The following is a 16,138-nucleotide window of genomic DNA, read 5'->3' on the forward strand; positions in this document are numbered from 1 at the left end:
GCACGCGCGCGAAGGGTGGTGACGACCACCACGTGGAAATGCGGGTGACCTTGATTCCGGCACAGCACTAGGTTGGTAAGGATCCTTTAGATCACCAGGCATTACGGAAACGGGGGCGCCGGCGTGCGCGCGATACGGGGTTGGTTCCGGGATACGACGGGTGGGTTACCGAGGACCTTCTGGTACCTCTGGACGGGCACCCTGATCAATCGGCTCGGCTCGTTCGTCCTGGTCTTCCTCGCCATCTACCTGACCCAGGAGCGCGGGTTCTCCGCCTCGCAGGCCGGCCTGGTGCTCGGTGCCTGGGGCGTCGGCGGCGCGGTCGGCACCACCGCCGGCGGCACCCTGACCGACCGGTGGGGTCGCCGGCCGACCCTGCTCACCGCCCATCTCGGCGCCGCGACGATGATGCTCGCCCTGGGCTTCGCGCGTGACCTGTGGACGGTCGCGGCGGGTGCGCTGCTGCTCGGCCTCTTCGCCGAGGCGGCCCGCCCGGCATTCGGTGCCATGATGATCGACGTGGTGCCGGAGCGGGACCGGCTGCGGGCCTTCTCGCTCAACTACTGGGCGATCAACCTCGGCTTCGCCTGCGCCGCCGTGCTCGCCGGCTTCGCCGCGCAGGCCGGCTACCTGCTGCTCTTCGTGGTCAACGCGGCCACCACGGTGGTCACCGCGCTGATCATCTTCGTGAAGGTCAGTGAGACCCGGACGGTCACCGTCGGCATGCCGCGCGGCGGCGCACCGGCGGGAGCGCTGCGCACCATCCTGACCGACCGGGTGTACCTCGGCTTCGTCGCGCTCAACCTGCTCGGGGCGTTGGTCTTCCTCCAGCACATCTCGATGCTGCCGATCGCGATGGCCGACTCCGGCCTGAGCCCGGCCACGTACGGCTCGGTGATCGCACTCAACGGCGTGCTGATCGTGGCCGGTCAACTCTTCGTGCCTCGGCTGATCAAGGGACGCAGCCGGTCACACGTGCTCGCCCTGGCCGCGGTGGTGATGGGCCTGGGCTTCGGGCTGACCGCGTTCGCCGAGGTCGCCTGGTTCTACGCCCTCACGGTGCTGATCTGGACCCTCGGCGAGATGCTCAACTCGCCGTCCAACGCCACGCTCATCGCCGAACTCTCCCCCGCCGCACTACGCGGTCGCTACCAGGGCGTCTTCTCACTCTCCTGGCAACTGGCCGGAGCGGCGGCGCCGATCCTCGGCGGACTGGTCCGGGAGCAGGCCGGCAACGCGACTCTCTGGGCGGGCTGCGCCGTGGTCGGTCTGGTGATGGCGGTGGGCCACCTGCTGTCCGGACCGGCGCGGGAGCGGCGTGCCGTCGCCCTCCGTACCACCGGTGCGGCACCGGTGGTGACGGTGCAGTCGACGGCACCGCAGCCCGCCGCCCCGCAGGCCGCGGAGCCGGTGGCCACCTCGCGGGGGTGAGCCGCGCCACCCGGCGCCGCTCCTGTCCGTCGATCCGGGCAAGATCTGTTAGGTGTCCGAACAGATTGGCAAGGTCGAGCGGCACGACCCGCCGCCGGTCGGGGCGCTTCGGCGCTGGCTGACCGACACCGCGGGTGGGTTGCCCGCCACCTTCTGGTACCTCTGGGCCGGTCTGCTGATCAACCGGGCTGGCGCGTTCGCGATGCTCTTCCTGTCGCTCTACCTGACCGCCGCTCGGGGCGCCAGCGAGTCGCTGGCCGGCGTGGTGGTCGGCGCGTACGGCGCGGGTGGTGCGGCCGGGGTGCTGCTCGGTGGGGTCCTGGCCGACCGGTGGGGCCGGCGCTCGACCCTGGTGGCGGCGCACCTGGTCACCGCCGCCCTGATGGTCGCCCTGGCCCTCAGCCAGCACCTCGGCGTGATCGCGGCGCTCGCCCTGCTGGTCGGGGTGACGCACTCCATGCCAAGCCCGGCCTTCGTCGCCGCGATCGTCGACGTGGTGCCCGAGCAGCGCCGGTCCCGCGCCTTCAACCTGCAGTTCTGGGCGTTCAACCTCGGCATGGCCGTCGCCTCGTTGCTGGCCGGTCTGCTGGCGGAGGCCAGCTACGTGGCCCTCTTCCTGGTCGACGCCGTCGCCACGGTGGCCACCGCCGCGCTCATCGCCTGGAAGGTCCCGGAGACCCTGGCCCGTCGGCAACCGCGGGCGGACCCGGCCGCCGGCACCCGAGGTCCGCGTCGCCCCGGCCTGCACACCGCGTTGACCGACCGGCACTTCCTGGTCTTCGTCGGGCTGACCTTCGTGCTGGCCGTACTGACCATGCAGGCATCGACGATCATGCCGCTGGCAATGCGTACCGACGGGTTGGGCCCGTCGTCGTACGGGGCGGTGGTGGCCCTCGGCGGCGTCCTGATCGTGCTGGGGCAGCTGTTCGTACCCCGGCTCATCGACCGCCACCGGAAGGCTCACGTGCTGGCCCTGTCGACGGCGTTGCTCGCCGTCGGCTTCGGCGCGCTCGCCATCGCCGACCACCTCGCGTCCTACCTGGGCGCCTGCGTGGTCTGGACGGTCGGCTCGATGCTGGCGGCGCCTCCCAACGCACAGATCAACGCGGACCTGGCACCACCGGCGCTGCGGGCCCGCTACCAGTCGGTGTTCTACCTGGCCTTCCCGGCGGCGTCGTTCCTCGCGCCGACGCTCGGCGGCTTCAGCCTGCAACGGTGGGGCGACGGGCACTGGTTGCTGGTCGGCGCGTTGGGTCTGCTGGCCGCCGGTGTGCACCTGCTCGCCGGGCCGTCGCGGGAACGCCGCGTGGCCAACCTGCGGCACCAGGGGGAACCGGCCGGGGCGTCGCTGGCCGGGCAGGTGTGAAGACGCGTCATGCCCGGCACGGAGTCGTGCCGGGCATGTCACGTCGTACGACCGGCGGCGGCGGGCGACACTCACCCCCGTAAGCGGCGCCCGCTCGCGCCGCCGGTCCAAACAGGTGGGCCACCGTCCCCCAACGGTGTTGGTCCACCCGTCCCCCGCGCCTCGCCCGGTTGTCCAGATCTGATCGATCCGCCGCTCCCCCGAACGGTTCCAGACGTGACACGGTGCAATAAAGTTAGTGCGGCCCGACCTCGCGATTCAACCTGAGCGACTGTCTCGCCCGTCACAGCCACCGGTCCCCTTCGGGACGCGTACGAGCCCTCGGTCAAGGCCAACGGCGGGTACCCGGGTGCTATTCCCGTAAACCTCTCACCCGTCCTCCCGATCGGGTGATTCGGTTCGGAAGAAATTGCTCTGCCGGCCGTCGCGCAGCTGCTCCTGGTAGATCAGATTCAACCGACGCTTGTCGAACGTGTCGAACCACTCGTCCCAGGTGATCTCGCGAATCCGGCTGCTCTCCCGGTAACCCGGAATGTTGAACGTCAGCACGCCGGCCCGGCCGGGCCGCTCGGTACCGCTGATCGTCGCCGGCCTGGCTCCCCGCTCCCGTGCCCAGCGCCGGATGACGTCGTGGTTGGTGGTGACCAGGCTGCGGCCGGGACGTTCCGGCCGGTCCTGGAGGGAGGAGATCACCTGCGACGACCGGACCGACCGGGACGTCGAGCGTCCGGTACGCACCGCGCCACCACGGGCCGGCCGGGCCTCGGCCGGACGGCGGGTCGGTGCCGCCGTGCGGGCGCGGGTGGCCCCACCGGCAGTCGTGCCGCTCGGGGCCGACCCGCGCGGAGTCGACTTCTGCGCACCCGCCGTGCTCTTCCGCGCCGTGCCGGCCGTGGACCTGCGCGCCGCGCTTGTCGTCTTGCGGGCACTGCCGGCGGCCGGCCGGCCCGCCGCGCCGGCCGCCTTACGCGCCGGAGTGGCTCGTTTGGTCGGGGCCGCCTTGGCCCGCCCCGGCGCGGTACGGCCGGACGCCGCCTGTTTCGCACCGGAGGTCTTCGTGGCTTTCGCACCGGAGGTCTTCGTGGCGCCGGCCCGGCCGGCCGGACCACTGCTGCGGCGCCCGGCGCCGCTGGACCGCAGCGTCTTCGTCAGTGTCTTCACCAGTTCCGGCTTCCGAAGCGCGGAGATGCCGGAGACCCCGTGCCGCCGCAGCTGCCCCCGAATGTCGTCGACCCGCATCCGGGCGATCTCCGACTCGGAGATCCTCGGCGTGTTCGGGGTCTGGTTGCCACCCTGCCGTTTGGTCCTGGTCGCGGTCCCGCCGCGACCCGAGCTGCTTCGCTGAGCCATGGACGCTCACGCTCCTCGCCACTCGCCGTCTCGGCGCGGCGGGTCCCAACGCCGCACCGCGCGCTGCGGCTTACCCCTCAGGAGCGGTCCGAACCTCCGGCGGTCGGTGGAGTCGACCGGGCCCCCGCCGAGGGCTCGAACAGGTGCGCGAAGGCGGCCAGGTTGGCGGTCGACTCGCCCCGCTTCACCCGCCACTCCCACTCGCGGCGGATCGAGCTGCCGAACCCGATCTCCAGCATCGTGTCGAAGGACTCGTCGGCGTAGGTCAGTACCGCGCCGAACAGCCGGTCCAGCTCGTCGGCGTCGACGGCGTCCGGATTCACCCGACCGGTGAGGTAGACGTCGCCGACCGCGTCGATGGAGAACGACACGGCGTACATCTTCGCGTTGCGCTGCAACAACCAGGCCCACAGCTCCTCGCGCCGCTCGTCCGGCTGGCGCATCACGAACGCCTCGATCCGCAGCGCGTGCTCGCCGACGATCAGGTTGCAGATCGTCTTGAGCTTGTGCGTACCGGGCAGGGTCACCGCGTACGACCCGGGGCCGGTGGACTCGCAGGCGAGTTCCCGCTCCGCGCAGACGGACTCGATAAGTGCACCGAGGTCGCTCATCCGGCCAACTCTACGGCGGTCGGCACCGCGCCGCCCGGGCACCGTTGCGGTCCGGCTCGTGGTCCGGCGCTGTCCGGTGGCACGTGGCGCGGCGTCAGCAGCGGGACGCGGTGAGTTCGGCGGTGAGGCCGGCCCGGTGGTCGGCGACCGCCTCACCGTAGACGGCGAGCAGGCCGGCGGCGGTGCGGTGCCAGGAGAAGTCCCGGGCGTGCCGGGCGGCGCCGACGGACAACTCGGCCCGTCGGGCCCGGTCGGGCAGCAGGCGGGCCAGCGTACCCGCCCAGTCCACCGGGTCGTGTCCGCGCACCAGCACCCCACTGACCTGGTCGCGCACCGTGGTGACCAGTCCGCCGACGGCCGCGGCCACCACCGGCGTACCGCAGGCCTGGGCCTCCAGCGCGACCAGGCCGAAGGACTCGTTGTACGACGGCACCGCGACCAGGTCGGCCGCCTGGTAGAGCAGGGGCAGTTCCGCGCCGGTACGCGGGGGCAGGAAGTGCACCCGGTCGGTCACGCCGAGCGAGGCGGCCAGCTCGATCAGCGCGGTGGGCCGGTCCAGCCCGGTGCCGCTGGGACCGCCGCAGATCACCACCGCGACCTCACGGGCCAGTTCGGGATCCCGGGCCCGCAGGGCGGCGATCGCCTGGATGAGCACGTCGGGTGCCTTCAGCGGCTGGATCCGGCCGACGAACGCGATCAGGTGGCCACCGGCCGGCAGGCCGAGCCGGATCCGGGCGGCGGTCCTGGCGGCCTCCCGGTCGCCGACCGGGGGACGGAACCGGTCCAGGTCCACACCGGGCTCGACCACGGTGACCCGCGTCGGGTCCGCGTCGTACCGACCGATCAGGTCCCGCGCCTCGACCCGGGTGTTCGCGACCAGCCGGTCGGCCTCCGCGACCACCTGTTCCTCACCGATCACGCGCGCCTTGGGCTCCGGCCGGTCACCGGCGGCCAGCTGCGCGTTCTTCACCTTGGCCAGGGTGTGCGCGGTGTGCACCAGCGGCACCCCCCAACGGTCCTTGGCCAGCCAACCCACCTGGCCGGAGAGCCAGTAGTGGGAGTGGATCAGGTCGTAGTGGCCCGGCGGACGGGCCGCCTCGGCGCGCAGCACGCCCGCGGTGAACGCGCACAGCTGGCCGGGCAGCTCCTCCTTGGTCAGGCCCTCCAGCGGGCCGGCCATCACGTGCCGGACGTGCACACCGGGGGCCACCTCCACCACCGGCGGCAGGTCGCCCGAGGTGGCCCGGGTGAAGATCTCGACCTCGACGTTCGCCTCGGCCAACCGCCGCGAGACCTCAAGGATGTAGACGTTCATGCCGCCCGCGTCCCCGGTGCCCGGCTGGTGCAGCGGCGAGGTGTGTACCGACAGGGTCGCGATCCGCCGGGGTCGCGGCCACGGCAGGGAACCCCGCTGACGTCCGACACCGGTGTGCTCTTCCGCCACGTCCGCTCCCTTTGCCACGGTTGATGCCGTCCCCGCACGACCGGCGCTCCTGCCTAAACACGCCACGCCGGATGTCATCTTCCCGATCGGCGGCGGGAAATACGTCGGGCAGGGTCTCGGGCGTGACCGACCTCATGGCGACCGTGCCGCCAGCGGTCGCCCGGCGGGGAGCGAGAATGGCCGGATGAGTCGTGTCGCGATCGTCACCGGAGCGTCCAGCGGGATCGGCGCCGCCACCGCGCGGCGGCTCGCGGGCGAGGGTTTCCACGTGCTCGCCGCGGCGCGGCGTACCGACCGGCTCGTCGAACTGGTCGCGGAGATCACCGCCACCGGCGGCTCCGCCACCGCGGTGAGCTGTGACGTGACCTCCGACGAGTCGGTGGCCGGCCTCGCCCGGGCCGCGCGGCAGGCCGGCGGGCCGGTGACGGTCCTGGTGAACAACGCCGGTGGCGCGGTTGGGCTGGACCCGGTCGAGTCCGGCGCGGTCGGTGACTGGCAGTGGATGTACGACGTCAACGTGCTCGGCACGCTGCGGGTCACCCAGGCGCTGCTGCCGATGCTGGAGGCATCGGGGGCGGGCACGATCGTCGTCGTCTCGTCGACCGCCGGCTTCACCGTGTACGAGGGCGGCGGCGGCTACACCGCGGCGAAGCACGCGCAGACGGCGATCGCCGGCACGTTGCGGCTGGAGCTGTGCGGACGCCCGGTGCGGGTGATCGAGATCGACCCGGGCATGGTGAAGACCGACGAGTTCTCGTTGACCCGCTTCGGCGGGGACGTCGAGCGGGCGGAGGCGGTCTACGCCGGTGTCGCCGAGCCGCTGGTCGCCGACGATGTCGCCGACTGCATCGCCTGGTGCGCCACCCGCCCGCAACACGTCAACGTGGACCGTCTCGTGGTCCGGCCGCTGGCCCAGGCCGCCCAGCACAAGGTGCACCGGACGGGCTGATGGTCGTGCCGGCGTCCCGGCCGCTCGGGGTGGTCACCAGGGGTACCACCGGGCCCAACCGGCTGCGGCGGGTGGACAACTGGATCGTGGATGCCTGCGCCGATCCGCTGCGCGCCGCACCGGACCCACTCGTGGTGGACCTCGGCTACGGTGCGGCGCCGGTGACGGCGGTGGAGCTGCGGGCCCGGCTCGCCGCACGCGTCCGCGCCGACGTGCGGGTGGTCGGGCTGGAGATCGATCCGGTGCGCGTCGCGGACGCGCAGCCGGCCGCCGACCCGCCCGGGCTCACCTTCGCCCGAGGCGGCTTCGAACTGGCCGGCCTGCGGCCCACCCTGGTCCGCGCGCTGAACGTGCTACGCCAGTACGACGAGAGCGAGGTGGCCGCCGCGTGGGCCACGATGTGCGCCGGCCTGGCCCCGGGCGGCCTGCTGGTGGAGGGGACCTGTGACGAGTTGGGACGCCTCGCCGGCTGGGTGCTGCTCGATGCCGACGGCCCACGCTCGCTGACCCTGGCCGCCCGGCTGGCGACTCTGGAGAGTCCGGCCGAGCTGGCCGAGCGGCTGCCGAAGGCGCTGATCCACCGCAACGTGCCGGGTGAGCGGATCCACGACCTGATCCGGTCCCTGGACGACGCCTGGCACGCCGCCGCCGGCTATGTCCCCTTCGGCCCCCGCCAACGCTGGCTGCACACCGTGTCGGCCGTCCGCGCTCAGGGCTGGCCCGTCCTCGACCGCCCCCGCCACTGGCGCCACGGCCACCTCACCCTCCCCTGGCCCACCGTCGCCCCCACCTGAACGAGCCCGGCAGGCACGGGTTGATCAAGAAGTTTTCGTCCGGTTCACGCGCGGGAGCTGACGAAAACTTCTTGATCAACCCGGTCAGAGGGTGCAGTTGATGAGGACGGGTTCGGGGTGGAGGGTTACGCCGAAGCGGGACTGGACGCCGTCGCGGATCTCGCGGGCCAGGGCGAGCAGGGCCCCGGTGCTGGCGGTGCCGGTGGGGTTGGTCAGGGCCAGGGTGTGCTTGGTGGAGATGGCGGTGCCCTCGGGACCGGGATGTCCCTTGCCGAAGCCGGCCTTGTCGATCAACCAGGCGGCGCTGACCTTGACCAGGTCGTCCGCACCGGGCCAGGCCGGCGGCTCGCCCAGCCCGGCGGCCCGCTGCCGCAGCTGCTCGTACGTCGCGGCGTCGAGGACCGGGTTGGTGAAGAACGAGCCGACGGAGCGGGTGTCCGGGTCGTCCGCGTCGAGCACCATGCCCTTGCCGGCGCGCAGTCGCAGCACCGTGGCTCGGGCCTGGGCCAGTGGCACCCGGTCACCGACCTCGACGCCGAGCGCCCGGGCCAGTTCCGCGTAGCGCACCGGGCCGGACAGCGGCGAGCGGGCCAGCCGGAAGTCCACCGAGAGCACCACCCAGCGGTCGTTGTACTTGAAGATGCTGGACCGGTAGGCGAAACCGCAGTCCGCCGCCGCGACCTGCCCGACGGCTCCGGCCGTCCGGTCGTAGACCTGCACGGCGGTGATGGTCTCGGCGACCTCCTGCCCGTACGCCCCGACGTTCTGGATCGGGGTGGCACCGGTCGAGCCGGGGATGCCGGACAGGCACTCCAGCCCGGACCAGCCGTTGCGTACCGTCGCGGCGACCAGGTCGTCCCACGGCTCACCGGCCTCGACCCGGACCGTCACGGTCTGCTCGTCCTCGGCGAGCACCCGCAGTCCCCGGGAGCGGACGAGAACCACCGTGCCGGGAAAGCCGCCGTCACCGATCACCACGTTGCTACCGCCGGCGATCAGGAGGATCTCGGCGCCCGCCTCGCGTACCCGGCTGACGATCTCGTCGGCGTTGGTGGCGGCGACCACCTGGCCCGCCGGCCCACCCACGCACAATGTCGTGTATTGCGCCAGATCGTCCGTGCTGGCGGGTTGCGCGGCGGCTGTCGGCTGGGCGTAGACGTCAGACACGCCTCTCACCCTAGGCTGAGGGGTAGCCGTGGCACCCACTGGTGGCCCGGTCACCCCCGGGAGGATGGCGATGAGCAGATTGCACGGCAGCAAGGATTTCTGGATCGGCGCACTGCGGGCGGAGGGCCCGGCGTTCGCCGCCGCGGTGGCCGAGGCGCCGCCCGAGACACCCGTGCTGTCCTGCCCCGGTTGGACCGTGACCGACCTGACCCGTCATCTCGCCGGCATCTACCGGTGGGTGCACGGCGTGGCCGGTTCGGGCGATTCGACGACACCGCAGCACAGCCGGGCGCAGCCGGTCGAGCCGGCGGCGGGCGTCACCGCCGTGCAGCAGTGGCAGCAGGCGTACGACGAGCTGATGGCGCTCTTCGAGACCCTCGATCCGGAGGCACCGGCGTGGAACTGGGCCCCCCAGCCGAAGAAGGCCGGCTTCTGGCCGCGCCGGATGGCCCACGAGACGGCGGTGCACCGCTGGGACGCCCAACTCGCCATCGCCGCGGGTGAGCCGATCGAGGCCAAGCTCGCGGCCGACGGGGTGAGCGAGGTGCTGGACACCTGGTTGCCGGCGGGCCGGCGCCGGCAGGGCGGCCCGTGGGCGGGCGTGGTCCGGTTGACCGCCACCGACGCCGACCACGAGTGGTATCTGCGGCTGCGCGGCGAGGGGGTCGCCCTGCTCGACACCGGCACCATCCTCGACCACGACGACCACCACGCCCGGGTACAGGTCACCGGCACCGCCAGCGATTTGCTGCTGGCGCTCTGGGGACGGGTCAGCTTCGACACCCTGACCGTCGCGGGCGACCGCACCCTGCTCGACGGGGTCCGCACCGGCTGATCAGTACCTCCGCCCTGACGAGCGACCCTCCGGTGCGACGAGGGTCGCTCGTGGCCATTCTGTGACCCCTCGCGAGAGAGCGCTCTCTTGACACCGGTCCCGGGCGGACCGCAGGCTACGTGAGAGCGCTCTCAGAGCCCTTCCACCACCACCCGACCTGAGAGGGGTCACCAGAAATGGGCACATTCCCGCGTCACCGCCTCGCGGCGGTCGCTCTGGCCGCCACCGGCGTCCTGCTCGTCGCCGGCGGCTGCGGCGGCGGCGACGAGGCCGCCGGCGACGGCACCATAACGCTCACCGTCGACGTCTTCGGACAGTTCGGCTACGAGCAGCTCTACCAGCAGTACATGGACGCCAACCCGAACATCAAGATCGTCGAGCGGGGCACCGGCGGCAACCTCGACGAGTACTCGCCGAAGCTGACCCAGTGGCTCGCCGCGGGCAAGGGCGCCGGCGACGTCGTGGCCATCGAAGAGGGCCTGATGGTCGAGTACAAGGCCAACCCGGACAACTTCGTGAACCTGCTCGACCACGGCACCGCCGACCTCAAGGGCAACTTCCTGGAGTGGAAGTGGAACCAGGGGCTCACCGCCGACGGCCAGAAGCTGATCGGACTCGGCACCGACGTCGGCGGCATGGCGATGTGCTACCGCACCGACCTCTTCGAGAAGGCTGGCCTGCCGACCGACCGGGAGCAGGTCTCCGCGCTCTGGCCGACCTGGGAGGACTACATCGCCACCGGCGAGAAGTTCAAGGCCGCCGACACCGGCGCCTCGTTCCTGGACGCGGCCACCAACACCTTCAACACGATCGTGCTCCAGACCGCCGGCAACGCGCAGGGCTACCACTACTACGACACCAGCGACAACCTGGTGGTGGACACCAACCCGGCGGTGAAGCAGGCCTGGGACATCACGATGAACATCGTCAACGCGGGCCTGTCCGGCAAGTACGGCTCCTGGTCGGAGGAGTGGGTCTCCGCCTTCAAGCAGGCCAAGTTCGCCACCATCGCCTGCCCCGCCTGGATGACCGGTGTCATCGAGGGCAACGCCGGGCCGGAGGCCAAGGGCAAGTGGGACATCGCCCGGGTGCCGGGCAACGGCGGCAACTGGGGCGGCTCGCACCTGGCCGTACCGCAGCAGAGCAAGCACAAGGACGAGGCGGTCAAGCTGGTCAAGTTCCTGACCAGCGCCGAGGGGCACATCGGCGCCTTCAAGGCCAAGGGTCCGCTGCCGTCCTCGCCGCAGGCGCTTGACGACCCGGCCATCACCGAGGCCACCAACGCGTACTTCTCCGACGCGCCGGTCGGCAAGATCTTCGGCGAGGGCGCGAAGACGCTGAAGCCGGTCTACATGGGGCCGAAGAACCAGGCCGTCCGCACCGAGGTGGAGAACGCGGTCCGCACCGTCGAGCTGGGCCAGCGCACCCCCGAGCAGGGCTGGCAGGACGCGGTCGACAACGCCAAGAAGGCCGCCGCCAAGTAACCGGCCCGAGACCCCATCCCCGCCGCCGGTCCAGGCTCCGCCGCGATGCGCAGACATCCGCGGCTCCCCCTGGACCGGCGCGGGGCGGGGGTGTGGAAAGGAGTCAACGGGTCATGGCGTTGCAGCTCGACGCACGACCGCCGGCCACACCGGCGCCGCGTGGCACCCGCCCGTCCCGGGCCGGCCGGCTCAGCCGGATCGACGCGAAGTACTCGCCCTACCTCTACATCGCCCCGTTCTTCGTGATCTTCGCGATCTTCGGGGCCTGGCCGCTGGCGTACACCTTCTGGGTCTCCCTGCACGACTGGGACCTGCTGGGCAGCAATCCCACCTTCGTGGGCGCGGACAACTACACCCGGCTGCTGGCGGACAGCGACTTCTGGCACTCGGTGGTCAACACCCTCGGCATCTTCGTCCTCAGCACCCTCCCGCAACTGCTCGCCGCGCTCTGGCTGGCGAACCTGCTCAACCGCCAGCTGCGGATGCGTACGGGTTGGCGGATGGCGGTGCTGGTGCCCAACGTCACGTCCACGGCCGCCGTGGCGATCGTGTTCGGGGTGCTGTTCGGCCGCGAGTTCGGCATGGTCAACTGGCTGCTCGATCTGGTCGGCGTCGACGGCATCGAGTGGAAGTCCAACCGGTTCGCCTCCTGGGTGGCCATCTCGACGATGGTCGACTGGCGCTGGACCGGTTACAACGCGCTGATCTTCCTGGCCGCCATGCAGGCCATTCCCCGTGATCTGTACGAGGCGGCGGCGATCGACGGCGCGAACCGGGCCCGGCAGTTCTGGACCATCACCGTGCCGCTGCTCAAGCCCACGATCATCTTCTGCGTGATCATCTCCACGATCGGCGGGCTGCAACTGTTCACCGAGCCCCGGCTGTTCCACTCCGGCACCAACGCGATCCGGGGTGGGCCGATGCGCGAGTCGCAGACGATGACCATGTACATGTTCGAGAACGCCTTCGCGCCCTACTACAACTTCGGCTACGGGTCCGCGGTCGCCTGGCTGCTCTTCGCCCTGATCGCCATCGTCGCGGCGATCAACGTACTGATCATCCGCCGGCTCGGTGCCGGCGCCCGGCCGGACACCGGCAAGCGGAAGGGAGTTTCGCGGTGAGCGAGCGCAGCGAGCGAGTCATTCAGCGCAGTGCCGTGGTGCCTCATCGTGACGCCGAGCGCAGCGAGGTGGCGCGATGAGCGAGCGCAGCGAGCGAGTCATTCAGCGCGGTGCCGTGGTGGCTCATCGTGACGCCGAGCGCAGCGAGGTGGCGCGATGAGCGAGCGCAGCGAGCGAGTCATTCAGCGCGGTGCCGTGGTGGCTCATCGTGACGCCGAGCGCAGCGAGGTGGCGCGATGAGCAGGTTGTGGCGGGCGAGCCCGCTGACGTACTGCGCACTCGTCGCCGCCGGCGTCCTGTCGGTCTTCCCGATCTACTGGATGTTCGTGGTGGCCAGCCGGTCCAGCGACGCGATGGGCCAACTGCCACCGCCGGTGACACCCGGCGGCAACCTGGGCGCGAACATCTCCCGGCTGTTCGCCAACACCGACGCCTACTTCCTGACCGGCCTGATCAATTCGGCGATCGTCGCGGTCACCGTCACCGTCTCGGTGGTGTTCTTCTCGACCCTCGCCGGGTTCGCCTTCGCCAAGTTGCGGTTCCGGGGCAGCAGCGCACTGCTGATGATCATCATTGCCACCATGATGGTGCCCACCCAACTGGGCGTCATTCCGTTGTACATCCTGATGACGAAGCTGAACCTGAACGACCGACTACCGGCCGTGATCATGCCCGCCCTGGTCACCGGGTTCGGGGTGTTCATGATGCGGCAGTACGCCGGGCAGGCGGTCAGCAGTGAGCTGATCGAGGCTGCCCGGGTGGACGGTTGCGGCACCGCCCGCATCTACTGGAACGTGGTGGTGCCGGCACTGCGGCCGGCTGCCGCCGTCCTCGGCCTGCTCACCTTCATGACCACCTGGAACGACTTCCTCTGGCCGTACGCGGTGCTCAACGACCCGGAGAATCCCACCGTGCAGCTATCGTTGCGAGCCCTGTCTGACGGCTACTACCAGGACATGTCCCAGGTCTTCACCGGCACGGCCATCGCCACGCTGCCCCTGCTGCTGGTATTCGTCCTGTTCGGCCGCCAGATCATCGGCGGGATCATGGAAGGTGCGGTCAAGGCGTGACTGAGTTGAGATTCCCGGACAACTTTCTCTGGGGTGCGGCCACCGCGGCGTACCAGATCGAGGGGGCGGTCCGCGACGACGGGCGCGGCGCGTCGATCTGGGACACCTTCAGCCGTACGCCGGGCAAGGTGCACGCCGGCCACACCGGTGACGTCGCCTGCGACCACTACCACCGGTACGCCGACGACGTCGCGCTGATGGCGGAGCTGGGGTTGCAGGCGTACCGGTTCTCGGTGTCCTGGCCCCGCCTCCAGCCCGACGGCAGCGGCCCGGTCAACCCACGTGGCCTGGACTTCTACGACCGGCTGACGGACGCGCTGCTGGGCCGGGGCATCGACCCGATCGTCACGCTCTACCACTGGGACCTGCCGCAGACGTTGCAGGACCGGGGCGGTTGGACCAGCCGGGAGACCGCCGAGCACTTCGCCACCTACGCCAGCGCCGTGTACGCCCGCCTGGGTGACCGGGTCGGCACCTGGACCACGCTCAACGAGCCGTGGTGCTCGGCGTACCTCGGCTACGGCAACGGCGTGCACGCCCCCGGCGTGCAGGACCCGGGCGCGGCCTTCAGCGCCGTACACCACCTGCTGCTGGCGCACGGCCTGGCGACCCAGGCGTTGCGCGCGGGCGGTGCCGGCCGGATCGGCGTCACGCTCAATCCCGCCGACGTGTGTCCGGCCGATCCCAACAGTGCCGCCGACGCCGCCGCCGCACGCCTGGTCGACGGTCTGCACAACCGGATCTTCCTCGATCCGCTGCTGGTCGGCGGATACCCGGACGACGTCCGCGAGCACGTCGCACGGTTCGTCGAACCCACCTTCGTCCGGGACGAGGACGAAAAGATCATCGCGGCGCCGATCGACCTGCTCGGGATCAACTACTACGCGCCGACCTACGTCGCCGGCCGGCCGGACGGTGCCGGCGGTGGCGGGGCGTACCCCGGAACCGAGGGCCAGGTGCAGTTCCTGGCACCGGTCGGACCGCTCACCGACATGGGTTGGATGATCGAGCCGGCCGGACTGACCCGGCTGCTGGAACGCATCGCCACCGACTACCCGGCGGTGCCGCTGCTGATCACCGAGAACGGGGCGGCGTTCCCGGACAAGACCGCCGACCCGACGACCCCGCTCCAGGACGCGGACCGGGTTGCCTACCTCGACGGCCACCTGCGGGCCGCGCACGAGGCCATCGCCCGGGGCGTCGACCTGCGCGGCTATCTCGTATGGTCATTGCTTGACAACTTCGAGTGGGCCGAGGGGTACCGTAAGCGATTCGGCATCGTGCACGTCGACTACCTCACTCAGCGGCGTACACCGAAGTCCAGCGCCCGGTGGTACCAGGAGGTGATCTCCCGGAACGGGCTGTGACGAGGTGGTGATTTCTCCGATGACGGGGGCGCAGCGGCCCACTCTGGAAGCGGTGGCACGACGGGCCGGTGTGTCCCGGGCCACCGTCTCCCGGGTGGTCAACGGCTCGACCACGGTCGCCGAACCGATCCAGGAGGCGGTCCGTCTGGCGGTCGCCGAGCTGGGGTACGTGCCGAACCTGGCCGCACGCACGCTGGTCACCCAGCGGACCGACTCGATCGCCCTGGTGATGCCGGAGGAGGCCACCCGGGTCTTCTCCGACGACCAGGTGTTCCCGGGGATCATCCGCGGCGCCGCCCAGGAGTTGGAGGCCGCCGACAAGCAGCTGGTGCTGATGCTGGCCGGGTCGCCGGCCGGGCACGAGCGGGTCGCCCGGTACACCACCGGTCGGCACGTCGACGGGGTGCTGTTCGCCTCGCTGCACGGGGCCGATCCGCTGCCCGCCCGGCTGGCCGCACTGGGCATCCCGGTGGTGTGCAGCGGCCGACCGCTCGACGGGGCGGAGGTGCCGTACATCGACGTCGACCAGGTCGGCGGGGTCACCCGCGCGGTACGGCACCTGATCGACAGCGGCCGACGGCGCATCGCCACCATCGCCGGCCCGCAGGACATGGTCGCCGGCATCGAGCGGCTGACCGGGTACCGGGACACCGTCGCCGCCGCCGGGCTGCCCGAGATGGTGGCGGTCGGCGACTTCACCCGTGAGTCCGGAGCGGCGGCGATGCGCGAACTGCTCGCCACCCACCCCGACCTGGACGCCGTCTTCGCCGCGTCGGACCTGATGGCACACGCCGCCCTGCGTACGCTGCGCGAGGCGGGACGGCGGGTGCCCGAGGACGTCGCGGTGATCGGCTTCGACGACATCGAGACCGCCGCGTACACCGATCCGCCGTTGACCACCGTTCGGCAGCCGATAGTCGAGCTGGGCCGGCAGGGCACCCGACTGCTGCTCCGCCTCGCCGCCGGCGAACAGGTCGAACCGGCACTCATCCTGCCCACCGAGCTGATCATCCGCGACTCCGCCTGATTCCGCCGACGGTGGTGCGCGGCACGTGGGTACGTTTCTTGTCGCCCCAGCGACAAGAAACGTACCCACCGTCCGGTGCCGGGGGGCGGAAAAGCGGGCGCGGGGTCGGTCGGGCTTGGCTA

Annotated in this window: 14 protein-coding genes; 10 read left to right on the top strand and 4 right to left on the bottom strand. The window is 71.3% G+C overall.

The window, feature by feature from the left end; genetic code table 11:
- Positions 1-123: 123 nt before the first annotated feature.
- Together O7597_RS08035 and O7597_RS08040 are read left to right on the top strand one after the other, a co-directional pair.
- The gene (locus tag O7597_RS08035; protein ID WP_269738407.1) at positions 124-1,431 is read left to right on the top strand and encodes an MFS transporter; all 1,308 of its coding nucleotides are present in this window, start codon (positions 124-126) and stop codon (positions 1,429-1,431) included.
- A 52-nt stretch (positions 1,432-1,483) separates the two neighbouring features.
- Entirely contained in the window at positions 1,484-2,797 is a 1,314-nt protein-coding gene (locus O7597_RS08040) for an MFS transporter (RefSeq protein ID WP_281582357.1), read from the top strand.
- A gap of 369 nt (positions 2,798-3,166) precedes the next feature.
- On the opposite strand, the gene O7597_RS08045 is transcribed toward O7597_RS08040, so the two are convergent.
- The 3 genes from O7597_RS08045 to mshA all read right to left on the bottom strand — a co-directional run bounded on the left by O7597_RS08045 (position 3,167) and on the right by mshA (position 6,280).
- Positions 3,167-4,036: a hypothetical protein gene (locus O7597_RS08045; protein ID WP_269738740.1), complete on the bottom strand. Its 870-nt coding sequence runs from the start codon at positions 4,034-4,036 to the stop codon at positions 3,167-3,169.
- Positions 4,037-4,224: 188 nt separating this feature from the next.
- Positions 4,225-4,758 carry a YbjN domain-containing protein gene (locus O7597_RS08050; RefSeq protein WP_269738409.1) on the bottom strand — a complete coding sequence of 178 codons (534 nt, stop codon included), beginning with the start codon at positions 4,756-4,758 and terminating at the stop codon, positions 4,225-4,227.
- A gap of 94 nt (positions 4,759-4,852) precedes the next feature.
- Positions 4,853-6,280 carry a D-inositol-3-phosphate glycosyltransferase gene (mshA, locus tag O7597_RS08055; RefSeq protein ID WP_281582358.1) on the bottom strand — a complete coding sequence of 476 codons (1,428 nt, stop codon included), beginning with the start codon at positions 6,278-6,280 and terminating at the stop codon, positions 4,853-4,855.
- Positions 6,281-6,386: 106 nt separating this feature from the next.
- Between mshA and O7597_RS08060 the strand changes: the two genes are divergently transcribed.
- Positions 6,387-7,151, top strand: a complete 765-nt coding sequence (locus O7597_RS08060; protein WP_269738411.1) for an SDR family oxidoreductase — start codon at positions 6,387-6,389, stop codon at positions 7,149-7,151.
- Positions 7,148-7,945 (top strand): class I SAM-dependent methyltransferase, encoded by a 798-nt coding sequence (locus O7597_RS08065; RefSeq protein ID WP_281583213.1) that lies wholly within the window; start codon positions 7,148-7,150, stop codon positions 7,943-7,945. The genes O7597_RS08060 and O7597_RS08065 overlap by 4 nt, the downstream gene beginning before the upstream one ends.
- 84 nt (positions 7,946-8,029) lie before the next feature.
- Here the strand turns inward: O7597_RS08065 and O7597_RS08070 are convergent, their stop codons facing one another.
- On the bottom strand, positions 8,030-9,112 hold the full coding sequence (locus tag O7597_RS08070; protein WP_281582359.1) for a UDP-N-acetylmuramate dehydrogenase: 1,083 nt from the start codon (positions 9,110-9,112) through the stop codon (positions 8,030-8,032).
- Between the two features lie 70 nt (positions 9,113-9,182).
- Here O7597_RS08070 and O7597_RS08075 point away from each other — a divergent pair, with 70 nt between their 5' ends.
- From O7597_RS08075 to O7597_RS08100, 6 genes are all read left to right on the top strand, one after another.
- Complete coding sequence (locus O7597_RS08075; protein ID WP_269738413.1) at positions 9,183-9,947, top strand: maleylpyruvate isomerase family mycothiol-dependent enzyme; 765 nt, start codon at positions 9,183-9,185, stop codon at positions 9,945-9,947.
- A gap of 176 nt (positions 9,948-10,123) precedes the next feature.
- Positions 10,124-11,431: an ABC transporter substrate-binding protein gene (locus O7597_RS08080; protein ID WP_269738414.1), complete on the top strand. Its 1,308-nt coding sequence runs from the start codon at positions 10,124-10,126 to the stop codon at positions 11,429-11,431.
- Between the two features lie 113 nt (positions 11,432-11,544).
- A complete protein-coding gene (locus tag O7597_RS08085; protein WP_269738415.1) occupies positions 11,545-12,552 on the top strand; it encodes a sugar ABC transporter permease in 1,008 nt (335 codons plus the stop codon).
- A 236-nt stretch (positions 12,553-12,788) separates the two neighbouring features.
- Complete coding sequence (locus tag O7597_RS08090) at positions 12,789-13,622, top strand: carbohydrate ABC transporter permease (protein ID WP_281582360.1); 834 nt, start codon at positions 12,789-12,791, stop codon at positions 13,620-13,622.
- Positions 13,619-14,989 carry a GH1 family beta-glucosidase gene (locus tag O7597_RS08095; RefSeq protein ID WP_281582361.1) on the top strand — a complete coding sequence of 457 codons (1,371 nt, stop codon included), beginning with the start codon at positions 13,619-13,621 and terminating at the stop codon, positions 14,987-14,989. Before O7597_RS08090 ends, O7597_RS08095 begins: the two co-directional genes overlap by 4 nt.
- 19 nt (positions 14,990-15,008) lie before the next feature.
- Complete coding sequence (locus O7597_RS08100; RefSeq protein WP_281582362.1) at positions 15,009-16,016, top strand: LacI family DNA-binding transcriptional regulator; 1,008 nt, start codon at positions 15,009-15,011, stop codon at positions 16,014-16,016.
- Positions 16,017-16,138 lie beyond the last annotated feature (122 nt).

This window comes from Verrucosispora sp. WMMC514, assembly GCF_027497295.1.
GTDB classification, from domain to species: Bacteria; Actinomycetota; Actinomycetes; order Mycobacteriales; family Micromonosporaceae; genus Micromonospora; species Micromonospora palythoicola.

Excerpts from the sequence above, each read along its gene's own strand:
- O7597_RS08045 (WP_269738740.1), bottom strand. The coding sequence starts at position 4,036 with ATGCGGGTCGACGACATTCGGGGGCAGCTGCGGCGGCACGGGGTCTCC.
- O7597_RS08050 (WP_269738409.1), bottom strand. The coding sequence starts at position 4,758 with ATGAGCGACCTCGGTGCACTTATCGAGTCCGTCTGCGCGGAGCGGGAA.
- mshA (WP_281582358.1), bottom strand. The coding sequence starts at position 6,280 with ATGACATCCGGCGTGGCGTGTTTAGGCAGGAGCGCCGGTCGTGCGGGG.
- O7597_RS08060 (WP_269738411.1), top strand. The coding sequence starts at position 6,387 with ATGAGTCGTGTCGCGATCGTCACCGGAGCGTCCAGCGGGATCGGCGCC.
- O7597_RS08075 (WP_269738413.1), top strand. The coding sequence starts at position 9,183 with ATGAGCAGATTGCACGGCAGCAAGGATTTCTGGATCGGCGCACTGCGG.
- O7597_RS08080 (WP_269738414.1), top strand. The coding sequence starts at position 10,124 with ATGGGCACATTCCCGCGTCACCGCCTCGCGGCGGTCGCTCTGGCCGCC.
- O7597_RS08085 (WP_269738415.1), top strand. The coding sequence starts at position 11,545 with ATGGCGTTGCAGCTCGACGCACGACCGCCGGCCACACCGGCGCCGCGT.
- O7597_RS08090 (WP_281582360.1), top strand. The coding sequence starts at position 12,789 with ATGAGCAGGTTGTGGCGGGCGAGCCCGCTGACGTACTGCGCACTCGTC.
- O7597_RS08100 (WP_281582362.1), top strand. The coding sequence starts at position 15,009 with ATGACGGGGGCGCAGCGGCCCACTCTGGAAGCGGTGGCACGACGGGCC.